The sequence below is a fragment of the Jiella soli genome, assembly GCF_020615385.1.
Taxonomy (GTDB): domain Bacteria; phylum Pseudomonadota; class Alphaproteobacteria; order Rhizobiales; family Rhizobiaceae; genus VKMB-3413.
On sequence record NZ_JAJAVB010000048.1, the window covers coordinates 135,272 to 151,272 of the forward strand.

Annotated in this window: 12 protein-coding genes; 8 read left to right on the forward strand and 4 right to left on the reverse strand. The window is 63.9% G+C overall.

Features of this window, described 5'->3' with window-relative positions; all coding sequences use genetic code 11:
* Positions 1-1,061 precede the first annotated feature (1,061 nt).
* From LH400_RS25500 to LH400_RS25520, 5 genes are all read left to right on the forward strand, one after another.
* Complete coding sequence (locus tag LH400_RS25500; protein WP_229156270.1) at positions 1,062-2,051, forward strand: sterol desaturase family protein; 990 nt, start codon at positions 1,062-1,064, stop codon at positions 2,049-2,051.
* Positions 2,048-3,208 carry a GNAT family N-acetyltransferase gene (locus LH400_RS25505; protein WP_229156271.1) on the forward strand — a complete coding sequence of 387 codons (1,161 nt, stop codon included), beginning with the start codon at positions 2,048-2,050 and terminating at the stop codon, positions 3,206-3,208. The genes LH400_RS25500 and LH400_RS25505 overlap by 4 nt, the downstream gene beginning before the upstream one ends.
* Before the next feature lie 192 nt (positions 3,209-3,400).
* Entirely contained in the window at positions 3,401-5,005 is a 1,605-nt protein-coding gene (locus LH400_RS25510; RefSeq protein ID WP_229156272.1) for a glucosamine inositolphosphorylceramide transferase family protein, read from the forward strand.
* Positions 5,006-5,241: 236 nt separating this feature from the next.
* The gene (locus tag LH400_RS25515) at positions 5,242-7,368 is read left to right on the forward strand and encodes a GumC family protein (RefSeq protein ID WP_229156273.1); all 2,127 of its coding nucleotides are present in this window, start codon (positions 5,242-5,244) and stop codon (positions 7,366-7,368) included.
* A 124-nt stretch (positions 7,369-7,492) separates the two neighbouring features.
* Positions 7,493-8,845, forward strand: a complete 1,353-nt coding sequence (locus LH400_RS25520) for a VpsF family polysaccharide biosynthesis protein (protein ID WP_229156274.1) — start codon at positions 7,493-7,495, stop codon at positions 8,843-8,845.
* Here LH400_RS25520 and LH400_RS25525 read toward each other — a convergent pair.
* Positions 8,790-10,061: a glycoside hydrolase family 5 protein gene (locus LH400_RS25525; RefSeq protein WP_229156275.1), complete on the reverse strand. Its 1,272-nt coding sequence runs from the start codon at positions 10,059-10,061 to the stop codon at positions 8,790-8,792. The genes LH400_RS25520 and LH400_RS25525 overlap by 56 nt on opposite strands.
* Complete coding sequence (locus LH400_RS25530) at positions 10,058-11,317, reverse strand: DUF1972 domain-containing protein (RefSeq protein WP_229156276.1); 1,260 nt, start codon at positions 11,315-11,317, stop codon at positions 10,058-10,060. The genes LH400_RS25525 and LH400_RS25530 overlap by 4 nt, the downstream gene beginning before the upstream one ends.
* A gap of 384 nt (positions 11,318-11,701) precedes the next feature.
* Between LH400_RS25530 and LH400_RS25535 the strand changes: the two genes are divergently transcribed.
* Together LH400_RS25535 and LH400_RS25540 are read left to right on the forward strand one after the other, a co-directional pair.
* Positions 11,702-12,655, forward strand: a complete 954-nt coding sequence (locus LH400_RS25535; RefSeq protein ID WP_229156277.1) for a glycosyltransferase family 4 protein — start codon at positions 11,702-11,704, stop codon at positions 12,653-12,655.
* Complete coding sequence (locus LH400_RS25540; RefSeq protein ID WP_229156278.1) at positions 12,652-13,953, forward strand: hypothetical protein; 1,302 nt, start codon at positions 12,652-12,654, stop codon at positions 13,951-13,953. Before LH400_RS25535 ends, LH400_RS25540 begins: the two co-directional genes overlap by 4 nt.
* Positions 13,954-14,686: 733 nt before the next feature.
* On the opposite strand, the gene LH400_RS25545 is transcribed toward LH400_RS25540, so the two are convergent.
* Positions 14,687-15,094: a hypothetical protein gene (locus LH400_RS25545; RefSeq protein ID WP_229156279.1), complete on the reverse strand. Its 408-nt coding sequence runs from the start codon at positions 15,092-15,094 to the stop codon at positions 14,687-14,689.
* A 12-nt stretch (positions 15,095-15,106) separates the two neighbouring features.
* On the opposite strand from LH400_RS25545, the gene LH400_RS25550 reads away from it, so the two are divergent.
* On the forward strand, positions 15,107-15,541 hold the full coding sequence (locus LH400_RS25550; RefSeq protein ID WP_229156280.1) for a hypothetical protein: 435 nt from the start codon (positions 15,107-15,109) through the stop codon (positions 15,539-15,541).
* A 152-nt stretch (positions 15,542-15,693) separates the two neighbouring features.
* Here the strand turns inward: LH400_RS25550 and LH400_RS25555 are convergent, their stop codons facing one another.
* Positions 15,694-15,978 (reverse strand): DUF1236 domain-containing protein, encoded by a 285-nt coding sequence (locus LH400_RS25555; RefSeq protein ID WP_229156281.1) that lies wholly within the window; start codon positions 15,976-15,978, stop codon positions 15,694-15,696.
* Between the last annotated feature and the right edge of the window lie 23 nt (positions 15,979-16,001).

Genomic DNA, 16,001 nt, shown 5'->3' on the forward strand with positions numbered 1-16,001 from the left:
GAACGCCTACGTCCCCGTCCATGCCTCATGAAACTTGCCGCGTTTCGTCGATAATTGCGGACCGCCCGCTTCTCTTTCGTCCGCGGATATTCCCGGGCCTCCTCGCTCCCAGATTTCGGTACTGAGCGCGCCGTCTCCCCCTTGCCCGGAAGTAACACGGTGATGGCGACAGCCTCATCACGCCCAAGGAATCCAAAAGGGGCTGCAAGGATGGCCGATGACCGGCAGACATCCTGCCGGACTTCGAGGTCTGCCGGACGCTCGCACCTGGCGAGCGAACGCGGTTCGTCGCCGCTGCCAGCGGGAAGCGAGGGCAGGCCGGGCAGACGATCTGGCGCCAGTCCACGGCGATGGAATTTCTGGTCTAGGCATCGGGCGACAAATCGGCATCGCTCGATGCTCTCGATCTCCTTGGTAACGCGCCGGGTAGCCGAAAAACGGGTTTCCACTTTTTCGCCCGGCGCTCTATCACAAGGTTTCGCTCCGCGACTTCGGCGATCAGGCACCGGCGCCCGTGTCGATCGAGGTCGTTGCGCGTGTCGAGCAACTGGCCTTCGCCGCTCCGGCGCAGTTCTCCGACCGTCAGTCCGTCGATCAGATCGAAGTCGTGAACGGTGTGCCGCAAGAGCGGATGACGGTCGAAGCTCGCGGAGTCCTACGTAGGGGAAGACGCTCGCCCGCAGAGCCCGGTGGCGGAGACGCCCTCGCTGCCCAGGCAACCAGATCCCCGATCGCCCTGCCATGCGCATCAAGCAGCCCACTCAAATGATTGCGCGCTTGAAGAACTTCGCCGAAGAATATGGATGACAACGATAAAAATGCGGATAAATCGATAATAAATAAAAAACAAATAAAATCAGCGATATTTCCTATGATTTGTATTTCTCGACCTGTTAATCAATTAAGATCATGATGTAAGACTTTTTTTGGTGTATGTATCCGGATGATGCACCGCGATTTTCGCTACGCGAAGGTCCGGTTCGGCGGAAAAACGGTAACGCGAGAAATTCTGCTTTTCATGGATTTCCTGCCGCCATCTGTGCATCTTACTGGAGGTTGTGGTGCTGGAGAATGTTCTCGACCTGATTGAGCGACAATTGTCTTTGTCCGGCATCGTCGCGACAGGTCTGTTATTTGCCACCGCGTTCGGCGCGTCCCTCGCGGCCTATCTGCATGTGAGCAAAGAGCGTTCCTTCGAAGAGTTCTTCGAGTTCGCGATCCCGAAGGAAGTGATCCTGCATCCCTCGGCGAAGGCCGACGCGTTGTTCTGGATTACCAAGAAGCTGATGATGCCGTTTCTCCTCATCCCGGCGGGAGTGACCTTCGTCTTCGCTGTCGGCTTCGCTACGAAATGGACGCTCATGGCCCTCTTCGCCCTGGATGCGCCGCTTCTCGATGGGCCCGCGAGTTTCGGAATGGTGGTCGTCTTCACCATCACCATGCTTCTCGCCTACGATCTGTCCTATTATCTCTATCATATTGCTCAGCATCGTTTTCCAATCCTTTGGGAGCTCCATAAGGTCCATCACTCTGCCCAGGTGATGGTCGGGATCACCAAGGACCGCGTTCATCCCCTCGATGAACTGATGAACCGGCTTTGGGACGGGGTGATACCCGGCATCTGCTTCGGCATCTGGGCCGTCGTCCAGATGAACCTGACGGAGCTGACGATCTTCGGGATCAACGTCTATGTCATCCGCAATATCCTGATGATGGACTTCGTCCGACATACCCATCTGCGGATCTCGTTCGGGCCGCTGAACAAGCTTGTCCTCTGCCCGCACTGGCACCAGCTGCATCACAGCACCAATCCGCGGCACTACGACAAGAATTTCGGGCTGCTGTTCTCGTTCTGGGACCGCTGGTTCGGGACGCTCTGCGTGCCGAAGCCCGACGAGAAGTTCGAATTCGGGCTGATCGACAAGGACGTCGGCGACTACCAGTCGCTTTACGGCCTCTACGTCCTGCCCCTGGTGAAGATGGGCCGGCAGGCCGGCCGAAGCCTGCGCAGGGTCGTGCGGTCCTCGCTGTCGGCGGAGCGTCAGTCATGAACGGCATGGATAAGCGTCCGCTGCATTTCGAGATCATAACAGACGCCGATGCCCTGGCTGCGGCCGGGCCGGCCTGGGACGGGTTGTGGCGGGAAACCAACGGCCTGATCTTTCAGAGCCACGCCTGGATCTCGGCATGGTGGCGCACCCTGCAGGATCGTGACCGCCGGACATTGCAGGTGGTCCTGGCCTGGGAGGGGAACCACCTTCGCGCCCTCCTGCCGATGGCGACCTGTCGCCGGCATGGCCTTCGGGTGCTCGAATGGGCAGCGAAGGATCACAGCGACTACGGTGACGCACTCGTCGCGCCCGGCGTCGATCCGGCGATCCTCCTAGACATGGCCCGGCACCTGTCGAAGTCGACCCGCTTCGACATCGCCTACGTCAATCGGCTGCTTCCGAACGCGGCGGCCCGCATTTTCCTCGCCGGCGCGGATTCCGCGCCTTTCGGCCTGCGGCCGAACCGCCGGTTCGAGCAGAGCTTCCGCATTACGGGCGACTGGGCGACGGGTGCGGACTGGCTGAAGTCCCAGTCGAAGAAGTTTCGCAAGACCTATCGCCACTCCCGCAATACGCTGGAGGGAACCGGCCAGCTGCGTTCGCGGATGCTTGCTGCGGATGAACCGCGTGCGGATGTCCTCGCCCAGATGGCCGAATTCAAGCGAGCCTGGCTGACGCGGCACGATCTCTCCTCCAACGACCTCTTCGACCCGGAGTCGCAGACGCTGTCCGCGCTGATCGAAGTGCTGGCAGAGGCCGGGATACTGCATTTCTTCGTTCTGGAACTCGACGGCACGGCGATCGCGATGTCCGTCAACTTCGTCCAGCAGGGCACGATGATGGCTTTCGTCACGACATACGATCCGGAATTCGAGCGTGGCTCACCCGGTATGGTGCTGATGCTCGACTACATCCAGTGGGCGTTCGACGCGGGCCTGTCGACCGTCGACTTCTTGTGCGGCTCCGAGGGCTTCAAGCAACGCTACGCCAACACCGACGTGACCCTCGCCTCGGCGATGGGAGCCGGAACGCTGGCAGGGATGGCGGCGGTCTTCGCCGACGAGACGACGTGGAGGATCGGCAGGCTGCGTGAGCGGCTGGCGGCCCGTCGGTCCGCTGCGGACATTAAACGCGAGGAAGCAGCTGTCGGTGTCTGAACAACGCTCCTGCGGCATCGCCCGGTCGCGGTCGCGCCTGCTCGAAGGGACCCGTCGCCATTGAGCAGAGGGTTCCAGCCGGCTGAAGGGTCGATCGCAAGCAGAAGGAACGCGCGCATGGGTCTCGCGCGCTCCAAGGACCGACACCAGGCGACCTGGCGCCTCATCGCATAGCGGGGAGAGAGAACCATCGTGATCGTGAAACTCATCCTTGCCAGATCGGACCTGCGCAGATGGCATCTGGACCTCGCCGACCGGATCGATTGCATGGCCGGCGTGCAATGTGCGGTCGGTTTTGCCGATGCCGACAGCTGCCAGCTATCCGACCGCGTCGAGCGCCTCTTTCGGCTGGAGACGCTGGTCGATCGCTCTTTGACGCCGGCCGCGTCGACGCACATCGAGGCCTCCGCGCTGGAGGCCCGGGCGGCGATGGTGGGTACGCCGACGCTGCTTCTCGACCTGACCCCCGGTGGGGCGGAAGCCGGACTGGACGATGCGAGCGCTGCCGATCTCTGGCATTTGACCTTCGACGGCACGCGCGGCGAGCCGGGGCTCGTCACCGCGCTCTTGGCCGGGCGCACGCCGGTCGTGGAGATACGCTGCGGCTATAATCTGGTCGAGAGCGGCCGGGTCGGCACGGAGCATCAGGGCGAGCTGCTGCGGTCCTTCGAGGATTGCCTCGCCCGGACGGCTACGATCATCGAGGGCGCGCTTCGGCGAAGGTTCGGCGGCTCGCCGTCCTCGCCGCCGGCCGCGGTCATGCCGGAACCGGCAGAGGGCCCGACCCAGCTCGGCATAAGTGAGCTGACGCAGCGGGCGATCTCGATCCTCAAGCAGGCCGCCCTGAAGCGCGTGCTGCGAACGGCGTTCTATTCTCCGCACTGGCGGGTCGGCTGGCGCCGGATCGTCGACGGCGACCTCTTCGACCTGCGCGCCTATCCCGAGGGCGGCTGGGAATTCCTGCCCGACGACGGCACCCGCTTTTACGCCGATCCCTTTCCGATCGAATTGGGGGGGCGCACCTTCCTGTTCATAGAGGATTTCGCCCACCGGCGCCAAAAAGGTGTCATCTCGGTCGTCGAGTTCGACCGCGACGGTCCGATGGGAACGCCGCAAACCGTACTCGAGGAACCGTGGCACCTGTCCTATCCCTTCGTCTTCGAAGCCGAGGGCGAGATCTGGATGATCCCGGAAAGCAGCGCGGCGTCGCGAATCGACCTGTATCGGGCGACGGCGTTTCCGGGCGGGTGGAAGCGGGTCACGACGCTGGTCGCGGGCGTCGAGGCGAGCGACGCGACCCTCATCCAGCACGGCGACCGGTGGTGGATGTTCGCGACGGTTCGCGACGGCCGCAAAGGCGCTTTCTCGGACGCGTTGTGGATCTGGCATGCGCCTTCCTTCCGCGGTCCCTGGACGCAGCACCACTCGAATCCGGTCCTGGTCGACATCGCCTCGGCCCGGCCCGCCGGCCGGATCGTGGAGCGCGACGGGGTGTGGTGGCGGCCGGTCCAGGACTGCAGCGTGCGCTACGGCGGCGCGCTGGCGCTCGCCCGGATCGAGGCGCTCGACGAAAACGTCTTCCAGCAGCAGGTCGAAACGGTCCTGCATCCCGGTCGCGACGGCTGGCCGGGACGGCGGCTGCACACGCTGAACCGCTCCGGATCGTTCGAATTCATCGACAGTTCGGCGCCGCCATCCTTGAAGTACGCGCCGTTACGCTGGGCGCGCCGCGAGCCGCCGGGGCGCCGACTGGCCGACCTTCCGAAGGTCCATGCCTTTCCCAAGGCACAGGCATGAGGTCATGGCTCGTCAGTGGCGGCGGCAACATCTCGGCTCCCAGCACTGGCCGCTCGTGCCCCGGGATGAGACGGACGCCCTGGACCGGCTATCGGGGCCGAAACTGTAGGACTTTGCGCAAAACGGCTTTGTTAACGGGGGATCCGTAGGTTGCTGCGGCCGGAAGGAGAGTTGCGTCGCGTGTTGGCCATGCGGCCATTTCCAAATGCAGCGTCAAGACGACGGAAGACGATCAGATGGACAATCTTGCCCCGACGTTAGAGCAGTATCCGGCGCTCGCGAAGGACAGTCCGGCTTTCCAGGACGAGCCGGATCGGATGATGGAGGTGACCGACCTCGGCCGGGTCTTGTGGCGCCGGCGCCGGTGGATCGTCGTGTCGGCGCTGTTGCTCGTGTCACTGGCCGTTGCCTATTCGCTGCTGACGCCGTCGGAATTCACCGCCACCGGTCAGATATTCATCGATCCGCGGGACCGGCAGGTACTGAAGGACGACGTCAATCCGGGCGGAGTCGCCGCTGACGGCGGGATCGGGCTCGTCGAAAGCCAGACGAAAGTGCTGGAGTCGACCAATGTCCTGACCCGCGTGGTCCAGAAGCTCGGTCTCGAGCAGGATCCGGAACTCGACGGTCAGAGCGACAGCAAGCTGGTTTCGACGATCGCCGGCTGGCTCGGCATCGACAAGGCGGTAAAGTCCGACGACGAGAAGATGTCCCTTGTTCTGCGGGAAATACGCAAGCGGCTGACCGTCCAGCGGGCCGACAAGGTCTTCGTCGTCACCGTCTCCTTTGCGTCCAAGGATCCCGACAAGGCTTCCCGCGTCGTCAACGCGATCCTCGAAAGCTATCTCGCAGATCAGGCGGAGGCGCGCACGGATTCAGCGAGCAAGGCTGCTAACGCTCTGTCTGCGGGCCTTGAAAAGCAAAGGGAGAAGGTGCGCGACGCCGAAAACGCGCTCGAGCGCTACAAGGCGCAACACGGCGTCATGCAGGCGAACGACGTTCTTGTCACCGATCAGGAATTGCTAGACCTCGCCGCGAAGCTGCAGGCGGCCAAGGCGTCGACCGCGCTGCTCCAGACCCGGTTGAAGAACGCCGAAAACTCCAGCGGGAGCGAGGCATCGACTGCGGAGGCCATGACGTCCTCGACGATCTCGCAGTTGCGCAGCCAAGAAGCGACGCTCGTCCAGCAGCTATCGAGCCTGAGGGACAAGTACGGCCCGAAGCATCCAACGCTGCGCAATGTTGCTATCCAGCTGAAGAATATAGACGCTCTGATCGGCAAGGAACTCGCCAGGCTCAAGGCGTCGAGCGCCAACGACTACGACCGCGCCTTGAAATACGAAAGGTCTCTTCAACAGGCCTATGACGAAGCAAAGGGAAAGAAGGTCGAGAGTGACGAGACCCTGATCCGGCTGCGGCAACTGGAGAACGACCTCGATCTCAACCGGACGGTCTATTTGAGCTTTGCAAAGCGTGCGCAGGAAACCAGCGAGCAGGCAGGGATCGACACAACCAACGCCCGCATCATCTCGTGGGCTTCGGCGCCGCTCGAAAAGAGCTGGCCCAAGACTGGGCTCCTCGTCGCCGTCGCGGCGGCGACGGGCCTGGGCCTTGGCGCCTTCGCCGCGTTCGTTGCGGAATATGCCTCGCCGACGATCCTCTCGCCGGGAGACATGAAGCGGCTGACCGGCGCGGCGGACCTCGGTGCGCTGGGGCTCGCCCCGGAGAAGCGTTCGCTGATCAAGCTGCCACGATCGGGGGGCGCCTCGAGGCTGTCGTCGGGCAGCGAACTCGTCATTGCCCGGACTCTCTTGCTCTTCGACCGGGAGACGGCGACGCGCGGTCGGAGCATCCTGATCACCTCGGGACGCCAGGAGGCAAGGGAGAGGTCGGAGATCCTGATGTCCTTCGCCATGGTGGCGCTTCGGCTATCGCGCAAGGTGCTCTATGTCGACGGCAGGTCGGCCCAGCTCGCCGGCCTGCCGAGCACGGGGCTGCTCGAGGTCGCGCGCGGCGAGCAGTCCCTGGCGTCGGCTATGCTGATCGACCCGGAGACCGGCTTATCGATCATGACGCGCGGCCGCGACGCGGTTCAAAGACGCGGGTACGCCGCGTCGAGCACGCATCTGCGCGACGTGCTCGATGAAGCATTGAAGCGTTTCGATCTGGTCATCCTGGACGGTTCGGCGATTGCGGACGACCTGGACATCCTGCCGATCGCCGCGGCGGTCGACGAGGTCATCTTCGTGGCGCGGGCCGGAGAGACGAAGCGCAAGGAGGTCATGCGGGCCAACGAGGTACTGCGGGCGGTCGGCCGACGGATTTCGGGATCCATGCTCGTCACCGCCCCGGTGCTCAACTAGGCATGATTGGAACGTTAGGTCTCCTCATCGGCGTGCGGCGCGTCCGGCCTTTCGGGGGCAGTGGCGGGCGGCGGACTATCGGCGCTCCCGAAGGCGCTGTCCGACCCTTCTGGGAAGCTGTGAAATGAGGACGTCGGCGGCGCTGCCCGGCGCGCGCGAGGATTCGGCCGCGCGGACTTCGGTCGCGGCCCCCGCGCGGCAGGTCCCGGCGATGGTGCGCTGGCTGACGCTGCTGTCGGTCCTCGTCTTGTTTGCGGTGTCCGGCGGCCTTTTGTGGGACCTCGGCATCAACTACGAAGGTCTGAGCGGGGGCGCAGCCTCCAAGATTCATCCGTCAACCTATCTCATTATCCTGCTCTTCGCCTTGGCCGCCGCATCCTCGGGAGACGTCATCGGCTATTGCCTGTCGGCGGCCGCACGCCGGCCGGCCAGCGCATTCCTGATCGCGACGACGATGGTCTTCTTCTTGCAGGTGGTGCTGCGGCATGCGCCCGGCATGGCTGGGATCATCGATACCTTCATCCCTGCGGCGCTGATCGTCCTCCTGACAAGTCGCTACAGCGAACGCGATTTGCGCCCGATCGAGACGATCATCCACGCGATCATGACGATCAACGCGCTCATGGCGCTATTCGAGTTCGCAACCGGGCACCTCATCTTTCCCTACAGGTTCGACGGGGCGGTGTTCGAAACAGACCTGCGCTCGACGGCCCTGCAGGGCCATCCGCTGGCGAACGCGATGATCACCGCGACCTATGCGCTGGCCGTTCTAAGCGGCGGTGGAACGCTGTCGGGGGGGGCTCGCGGCGCGATCGTCCTGCTCCAGTGCCTTGCACTCGTCGCGTTCGGCGGTCGCTCCGCCATGGTCATCACCGTGGTGCTGGGTGGAGCCGCGCTCCTTCTCCAAGCCCATCGCAACCTGTCGCGCGGGCACATTCCGCTGCTTGCATGCGCCGGCGCCGCCCTGTTGCTGACGCTCGTCCCGCTCGCGATCGGGGGCCTTGCGGCGCAGGGATTCTTCGATGCACTGGCGGCTCGCTTCGTCGACGATGGCGGGAGTGCCAATGCCCGCATCAAGATGTTCGAGATGTTCAGTCAGCTGCCGTTTCGCAGCATCCTGTTCGGGCCGAACCCGGACCTCGTCGACAGCATCCGGCGCGTCAACGGGCTAGAATGGGGCATCGAAAACCCGATCCTGCGAACGATCTTCTACCACGGCCTCGCGATCACCGTCCTGCAGACCGTCGCGGTGGTCGCCTTCATTTCCGAGATCGTCAGAGGCTCGCGCAAGGGCCTCTTCTTCCCCGTGCTGGCCTTCGTGATCCTTCTGAACACCGCCGAGACGATCGGGGTGAAGACGATTCTTCTGACGAAGTTCGCCATCATGATCATCTGCTTCTACCGGCGTCCGCCGCTGACCGTCAGAGCCGCAGCAGACCCAGCGCATCGAGCAGGCTATCGTCGAGGCGGTGACTGACGTCGTCCATCAGGCCGAAGCCGTCGAAGAGATTCCAGAACGCCCAGCCGAAGCCGGACACTTCCGCCGTCAGGCGCACGTCGCGGACGTAACGAGCCTGGTCGGCTGCGGCTGCGGCGACGTAGTTCCCTCCCGAGCGCAGCGCGCCGAATTCGCCCATGAGAATGCTGTCGGGGCTCAGGCCGTTGCGATCGGCCCATTGCAGCATCGTATCGAAGAAGCCCTGGATATAGGCACGGTCCGGCTGCGCCTCGAAATAGGTCGCAAGGACGCTCCTCGTCTCCTGCATCGCCGCCTGCTTTGTCGCGGCCGGCGTCTCGGGATCAGCAGCCATGCGTGCCTCGACGGCTGCCAGCGTTGCTTCGAGGCTTCCCGCCGATCCGGGCCAGGGCACCGCGTTCAGCCAGCGATAGACCGGCTCCGACATCCACGTGGCGCCCTGATGGGTGAAGAGATAAGGCTCGTAGAAGTGGAAGGTGAACAACATCGGCCCACCGTCAGCGACCGATGCGGCATCGAAGTCCGCAAAGCTCGGCACGATGCTGCCGCACGCGCTGGTCGCGACATAGGTCAGATCCGGGGCGACCTTTCGCGACGCCTTGAGCATCGCGGCCTGCACCCGCGTCCAGTCTCGTGACCCGCAAGCGTGGAAGGGCTCGTTCACCGGTTCGATCGCGACCGTCGCCGGCGGGTTCCGGTCGAGGATGGCCGCGAGATCGCCTACGAGCTCAAGATAGGCCGAAAACTCCGGCGAGTTCCGGCTGGTGAACATCCGCTCGGGCCGCCAATAATGAGTCGCGGCATTCGCCTGCAGGTTGACGACGACGTTCAGCCCGGCGTCCCGGCAGGCGGCGATCGCTCGCGAAAGATCCTGCAAGAGGGCGGCGCGGCGCTGGCCGGAGAAGGCGAGCATGGGGCCGGGATCGACCGGGATCCGGACGAAATCGAACCCGACGCCGCTCAGCAGCGTGAGATCCTCCCGGCTCGGAAGGGCTCGGTCGCTCTGCAACGGCGGCCAGGCATAGTCGGTTCGCGGCGCCGGATATTCGGTGGTCAGCGAGAACCAGGGCCACAGGTTCACGCCGCGACGAAGACGCAGCGGGCTGGCGCCGACTTTGGATGGTGCCGCGCGGGCGGCCTTCGGCAGGACGAGGGTGCTGGCGGCGCCGGCGAGCAGCCGGCGTCGGTCGATCCGGAAGGCGTCGCCGCCCGTCACTCCTCCGCTCCGCCGCCCCACTGCGAGGCTGCGGCGGATGGTTTCGCACGCCGATCGACATCGATCGCGACGATCGACACCTGGGCGGGGATCGCAGAGGTCGAAGCCTGTTGTCGCCGCCTATCCCGCAGGGGTGCGAAGGGGCCCTCCAGCAGGACGCCGTACAACTCCCGCCTATAGGCGACGAAGACGTCCTGCCAGCGGAATCTAGACGCTTCCGCATAGGCGATATTTCGGACCTCTTCCGCCGATAGCGGCGATCCTGCGATGGTATCGATCGCGGCTGCGCAGCTGTCGACATCGTGGAAGAAGACGCCGGCTTTGCCCGCTGTCCAGCGATTGAACGGGTTGTCGTGCGCAATGACGGCGCTGCCAGCACCAAGTGCTTCGACCAGGGAGGGGTTGGTGCCACCGACGGAGTGGCCGTGGAGATAGGCGCGGGCATGGAAACGCAGGGCCTTCACGACGGCAGGGTCGTAGATACCGCCGGGGAAGACGACGTCATCGCTGGCAGCGTCCCGGACGGCCCTGTGATAGGCGATGTCCGGATCCATGTTGCCCAGCACGACGAGTTTCATTCCTCGCCTGCACCGCGAGAAGGCGCTCACCAGCGTCAGAATGTTGTTGTCGGGTTCGATCCGCGCGATCGAAACGAGATATTGCCCGGCTTCGAGCCCAAGCTGCCCGAGCGGATCCGTCGACGCTTCGAGCACCATCTCGCCGCCATAGGGTATGGTCGCGATTGCATCGCGCGACCGGCGGGAGGCGAGGTGATCGGCGATCGCCGGGTGATCGGCGACGAGCCGGTTCGACGTCCAGGCGGCAATCCATTCGTTGACCCAGAACCAAGTCTTGACGAGCGGCCCCCATTTCGCCCGTCGCCACTCGATGCCGTCCATGTTGGTGATGACCCGCTTCCGCCAAAGACGAAGGTAGGGCAGGAAGGCGGCGCCGTTGTAGCCAAGCACGAGACAAACCGCGTTGCGACGAGCCGCATCGCGCACGCAGTACCAGTCGAACAGGACCGTCGCCAGCGGCCCACGCGCCGCAACCTTCACCACGATCCGTTCGATGCCGTTCCAACTTTGCGACTCGACGCGGGTTTCGACCTCGTCGACCTCCTCCTGGCAGTAGACGCCGACGTTCCAGCCCTGGTCCCTCAGGTGGAGGCTCAGCCGCTCGGCGAATGTTTCGAAACCCCCATGGGCCGCCGGCACGCCTCTCGTCCCCAGAATCAGGATAGAGGGCTGGACCATGCCCTCTTGCCTGTTCATCGGTTGCGAATTTTTCATAGACTCACCTAAGAATGCAGCCCTGTAATAGTAATATCCGCTACTCCATGATAGATAGCGAAATCTTCTTTAAGCACTGGCCATGCTTAAATATTCAAATTTATTATATTTTTATGATCCGCGGGAGAGGGTGGTGTTCTCATGAGAATCTCTTGTGTGCATCAAGGGTCTGAACTCTACGGTTCGGACAGGTGCTTCATCGAAAGCGTGCATGTAATTCGCTCTTGCTATCCGGAGGCGAACATCGAGGTCGTCCTGCCGCGGGACGGTCCGATCGTCGAACCCTTGCGGGCGCTCGCAACGGAGATTCGGTTCGAACCCCTCTGGATCCTCCGGCGGCGCGGGCTCTTGCGGCTAGCCCTCTCGGCCCCGCTGCGCCTGCCGACCGCGCTCTTGGCCGCTGCCCGCCGCTTCCGCAGATCCGACCTCGTCTACGTCAATACGAGCGTCGTTATCGATCATGCTGTCGTGTCGCGGTTCTTTCCGGGACGGGCGATCCTGCATGTCCATGAGATCCCGGAGCGGAATGCACTCTTTGCGTTCCGGATCCTTTTGCGCTGGAGCAAAGCGCGCATCGTCTTCAATTCAAAGGCCACCCGGAACGCCTTCGACCTGCCGCCGAGCGCGACGTCGTGCGTCATCTACAACGGCATCGCCGTCGAGGCGGCAGAGCCGGTGCAGGCCTTCGACGGCATCCGGCCTCTCCGGGTGCTCATGCTCGGCCGCATCAGCCGCATCAAGGGGCAGGAGGTTTTGATCGAGGCGGTGGCGCGGCTTCCGCGCTCGGTCCGGCAGAGCATTTCGGTTCGAATCGTCGGGAATGCCTTCGAGGACGAGGCGCGCGAGGACGGTCTGCGGCGCCTGATCACGGAGAAGGGCCTCGACGGCGTGATTTCGCTGCTCCCCTTCGTGGCCGATCCGACCGACCACTATCGGTGGGCCGACGTCGTCGCCGTGCCTTCGCGGCGCCCAGAATCCCTCGGCCGGGTTGCTATCGAGGCGATGGCCCACGGACGACCTCCCATCGTCTCGGCGATCGGCGGCTTGACGGAAATCGTCGAGGATGGCTCCACAGGGTGGGTGGTTCCGCCCGGCGACATCGAATCTCTGGCGGACGCGCTCGCCAAGATCATCCGCTCGCCGGTCTCCTGGCGGCATTTTCCGCAGGCGGCGCATGCGCGATATCTTTCGCTCTTCAGCGAAGGGGCGGCTGCGGAGAAGATCGCAATGCTGATCGGCGAGATGCTGGCGGAAGCGGAGCGGGATCCGGCGCGCGGCGAAGTGATCGCTGCGGTGAAATGACGATGCTCCTGCCGGATCGGGTCGTCGCCCTGGCCAAACGCTGCGCCGTCATGCTGGGCGGAGAGGTGTCGCAGAGCGCCTTCCACTTTGCGATCAACCTCATGCTGATGCACATGCTTGATCCGGTCGACTACGGCGTCTTCGCGATCGTGCTGGTGATGGGAGGGCTGGCGCTGACCTATGTGCGGTCGCTGGTCGGCATGCCCGTCAATCTTCTCATCCCACCGAGGGCCGGCACCAGGCGGACGTGGCCCTTCGAGATCGCCTTCGGCTCGGTAGCGGTCGTCGTCGCGCTGTCGATGGGCCTCATCGTGGCTGGGACACTGCACGTGTGGCTCGGAGGATATGCCGTTCCCGGCGGCTGCCTGATCGCGACCTGGGCCTTGCGGAACTACGTCCGCAGCATGCTGTTCGCCAAGGGACATCCCGGATTTGCAAGCATCAGCGATTTGACCTTCACCCTCACCGGGGTCGTCTTCGTCCTCGGAATTCTCACGGTCTCGCCTGCGAACGACCTGCTGGCGCGCATCTTCTGGGCGATGGCCGCAGCGAACATCTGTGGCCTCCTCGCCGGCCTTCTCCTTCAGCGCCAGAGGCTCCGGCTCTCCTATCGGCGCCGCCGGATGCGCCATTTTTCAGCCATGGCGCGGCCGATCCTGTGGGCCTCGTTCAGCACGACCATGGGCAATCTTCAGGCCCAGGGCCAGGTCCTCCTGATCGCCGCGATCGCCGGGCCGGAGGCCTATGCTCCGATTGCGGCCATGCTGGTGTTCTTTGCGCCGCTGCGACTGATCTCCTCGGCGCTCGCCAACATGATGCAGCGCGAGCTCGCCTATCTCAATTCGCAAGGGGCAGAAAAGGCTATATCGAGATCTGTCGCGCTATGGTCGCTCGGCGCGGGTGGGGTCGGCCTTCTCTACGGCGCGTTGGCCTTCGGCTTCGTCATGTACCAAACCCCGCCGTTACTCCAAGGCCAACCGATCCTTCTGATTGGGGCACTTTGCTCGGGCATCTCGGTGATGCCACTGCTGTACGTCATGCCGAGGATTCTTCTCGAAGTGCGGCGCGCATTCCAGAGCCTCGCCTCGATCAGTGCCTGGAGCGCTGCCGTTGGCCTTTGCCTCGTTTTCGCTCTGGTCTTGGCGAAAGGGCCGGTCTTCGCGCTGGTTGGCAGCCTGGTGTCGGAGATCGTGGTTCTGGTCAGCACGTGGGCGATGGTGAGGAGGCTTCGCCGCGATCGCGTCGTGCTGAAGGAGATGGGCCTGCCCGTTGCTTGGAAAGCTCAGCGTCTTTCTTGATTTTGGTCGCTGAGGTCAGGCTGCTCCTTTGCTGGCGCATCCTCGATGACGATCAGATGGCGCCGATCGCGAAGAGCCAAAGTGTGTGGGATTAGAGCATGCCGCATGCCTACTACGGCCTCGGAGCCCGTTAGGAGAGGGCTGAATGGCCCGGTTCGCGATCATTGCAGAGGGTGTCTGAAGCCAAATCTGGAAGAGCCATCGGGAAGCCGGGTGAGGAGCCGGATCGGGGGTGCTTTCGCCACGGCCGGGCGCTCCCAACCGCCGTCATGGTCTTACTCCGCAATCGGCGACGCCATCGGCGGATGGACTGTGCGCTGGCCTGATGCGGCGGTAAGCGACTCGCTCCGCAAATCATCTTGAGACTCGCGCCGCCACGGTGCCCGGTCGGGACCAAGCTTGGGGGCGACACGAAGCCTCTACGGGCTCGCCCCGCGCCCTCGTCCCCGCTGCCGGCCTTCCATGTCTTTGCGATCATCGCAGACGCTCCGCGCTCCGCTCGCTTCCGGGCGTGCCGGCGCCCGGCGGGCAGCAGGTGGATATTCTCACCGGCAGGGCCTTCTTCGGCGAACCGTCCCAACGGGGCGAGAACATCGTCCTATAAGATACGTGCTCCGGTAGAGGGTGCGCGGGTGGTTCGGACGCGGATGCGCTTGGCAGGACCTCCCATGCCTGAGAAGGTTAAGGACAGTCGATCCCCGTCTCGAATTTACTATTCGGAAAACTTAACCATTCATTCCGGAAAAATGACTGATAGCGTGGAAGAAGCTTCGGTCTTGGCCAATATATCTGCGGGACGTGAGCTGCAAATCGAGACTGTTCGCCCGATCAGTCGAAAGCCGTTCAAGGTGGAAACCTCGCAATGGTCGATTTCCACGAAGTCCTTCCCCTTCTTGGCGGCGCCGTCGTCTGGAATGTCATCGAACATCCCGTCATCTGCGTCGTTCTTGCGACGCTGGTTCTTTGCATCGCGTACGAAGTCTTTGACCGGGGCAGCCGATATCGTCACGCCATCGCTTTGGCCGCGCCTTTTCTCTGGCTGGCCGCGGCCTTCATTGTCTCCACCGCTTTCGACTTCCTGGCGGAGAACTATCTGGCGACGCAGCCGGTCATCGCGAAGACATTCCGGACCCTCGCGCATTCGTCCGGCCATTTGCTGCTGTTTCTATCCTGTCTGATCTTCGTCGTCGGGTTCCTGCTGATCGCCCGCTCCATCGTCCTGTCGGGCGAGACGATCATGGGGTCCGTCCGGGATATCGGCAGGGAGCTCGCGGCGCCGGTCCTTGGCCTCACCATCATGGCGATCGCCGTGATCGGCGGCCTCTCCGGCCTGTTCGCCGGCTGGTCGACCGGGAGCGCTTTGCAGGCGACGGGCAGCATCGAATCAGCGGAGCCCTGTCTGGATCTTCGAGGCGAGGGGCGGGGTCCGATGCCATGCCGGCCAGTCATCGCGGCGGCGGCAACCGCCACTCCTGCGGCGCGGGACAGGGCGGTTCCGCGCGTTCCGGTACCTGTGCCACGGGAGGCGCTCGCCCGGACGCATTCCCCGGAGATGAAGCGGGATTCCGGCGCGCGGGCCGCCTGGTAGCGACAGTCGGGGTCTGCGGGTCCCGCTCAGCTGGAAACGTATGCCGCCGGCGGTTCTGCCTCGGAAAGCGCGCCTGATGGCGTCGGCCGTATCCCTCGCGGCGTCGCCTGCTGCCTCGTGCTGGGGCCCGGCCGGGGCGTCCGGCGCGGCGGTCAGCCGCCGATGCGTACGATCGACCGGGTCTTCAGATCCACGATGATCGGCTGTCCGGCATAATAGAAATAGGCGAAGGAGCTGCTGCCGGGGGGCTGCTGCAACTTCACTGCCGGAGGGACCGAATCACCCAGATTCGGCGAGTTCTTCAGGCTCGCATTGTCGGTGGGATGCGCCAGGGCGTATTGCAGCACATTGACCTTCTCGTCCGCGGCGAAAGCGGCGGGCGCCAGGCTGAGGGCGGCGAGAAGGGCAGCGGCGAAACGGGCGGTTCTGTGCATCATGTCCTCTTTCGATCCGTTCCGCG

Bases quoted from the DNA above. Each gene is read 5' to 3' on its own strand.
- LH400_RS25555 (WP_229156281.1), bottom strand. From the start codon at position 15,978: ATGATGCACAGAACCGCCCGTTTCGCCGCTGCCCTTCTCGCCGCCCTC.
- LH400_RS25520 (WP_229156274.1), top strand. From the start codon at position 7,493: ATGAGGACGTCGGCGGCGCTGCCCGGCGCGCGCGAGGATTCGGCCGCG.
- LH400_RS25540 (WP_229156278.1), top strand. From the start codon at position 12,652: ATGACGATGCTCCTGCCGGATCGGGTCGTCGCCCTGGCCAAACGCTGC.
- LH400_RS25505 (WP_229156271.1), top strand. From the start codon at position 2,048: ATGAACGGCATGGATAAGCGTCCGCTGCATTTCGAGATCATAACAGAC.
- LH400_RS25545 (WP_229156279.1), bottom strand. From the start codon at position 15,094: ATGCGCGAGGGTCCGGAATGTCTTCGCGATGACCGGCTGCGTCGCCAG.
- LH400_RS25515 (WP_229156273.1), top strand. From the start codon at position 5,242: ATGGACAATCTTGCCCCGACGTTAGAGCAGTATCCGGCGCTCGCGAAG.
- LH400_RS25530 (WP_229156276.1), bottom strand. From the start codon at position 11,317: ATGGTCCAGCCCTCTATCCTGATTCTGGGGACGAGAGGCGTGCCGGCG.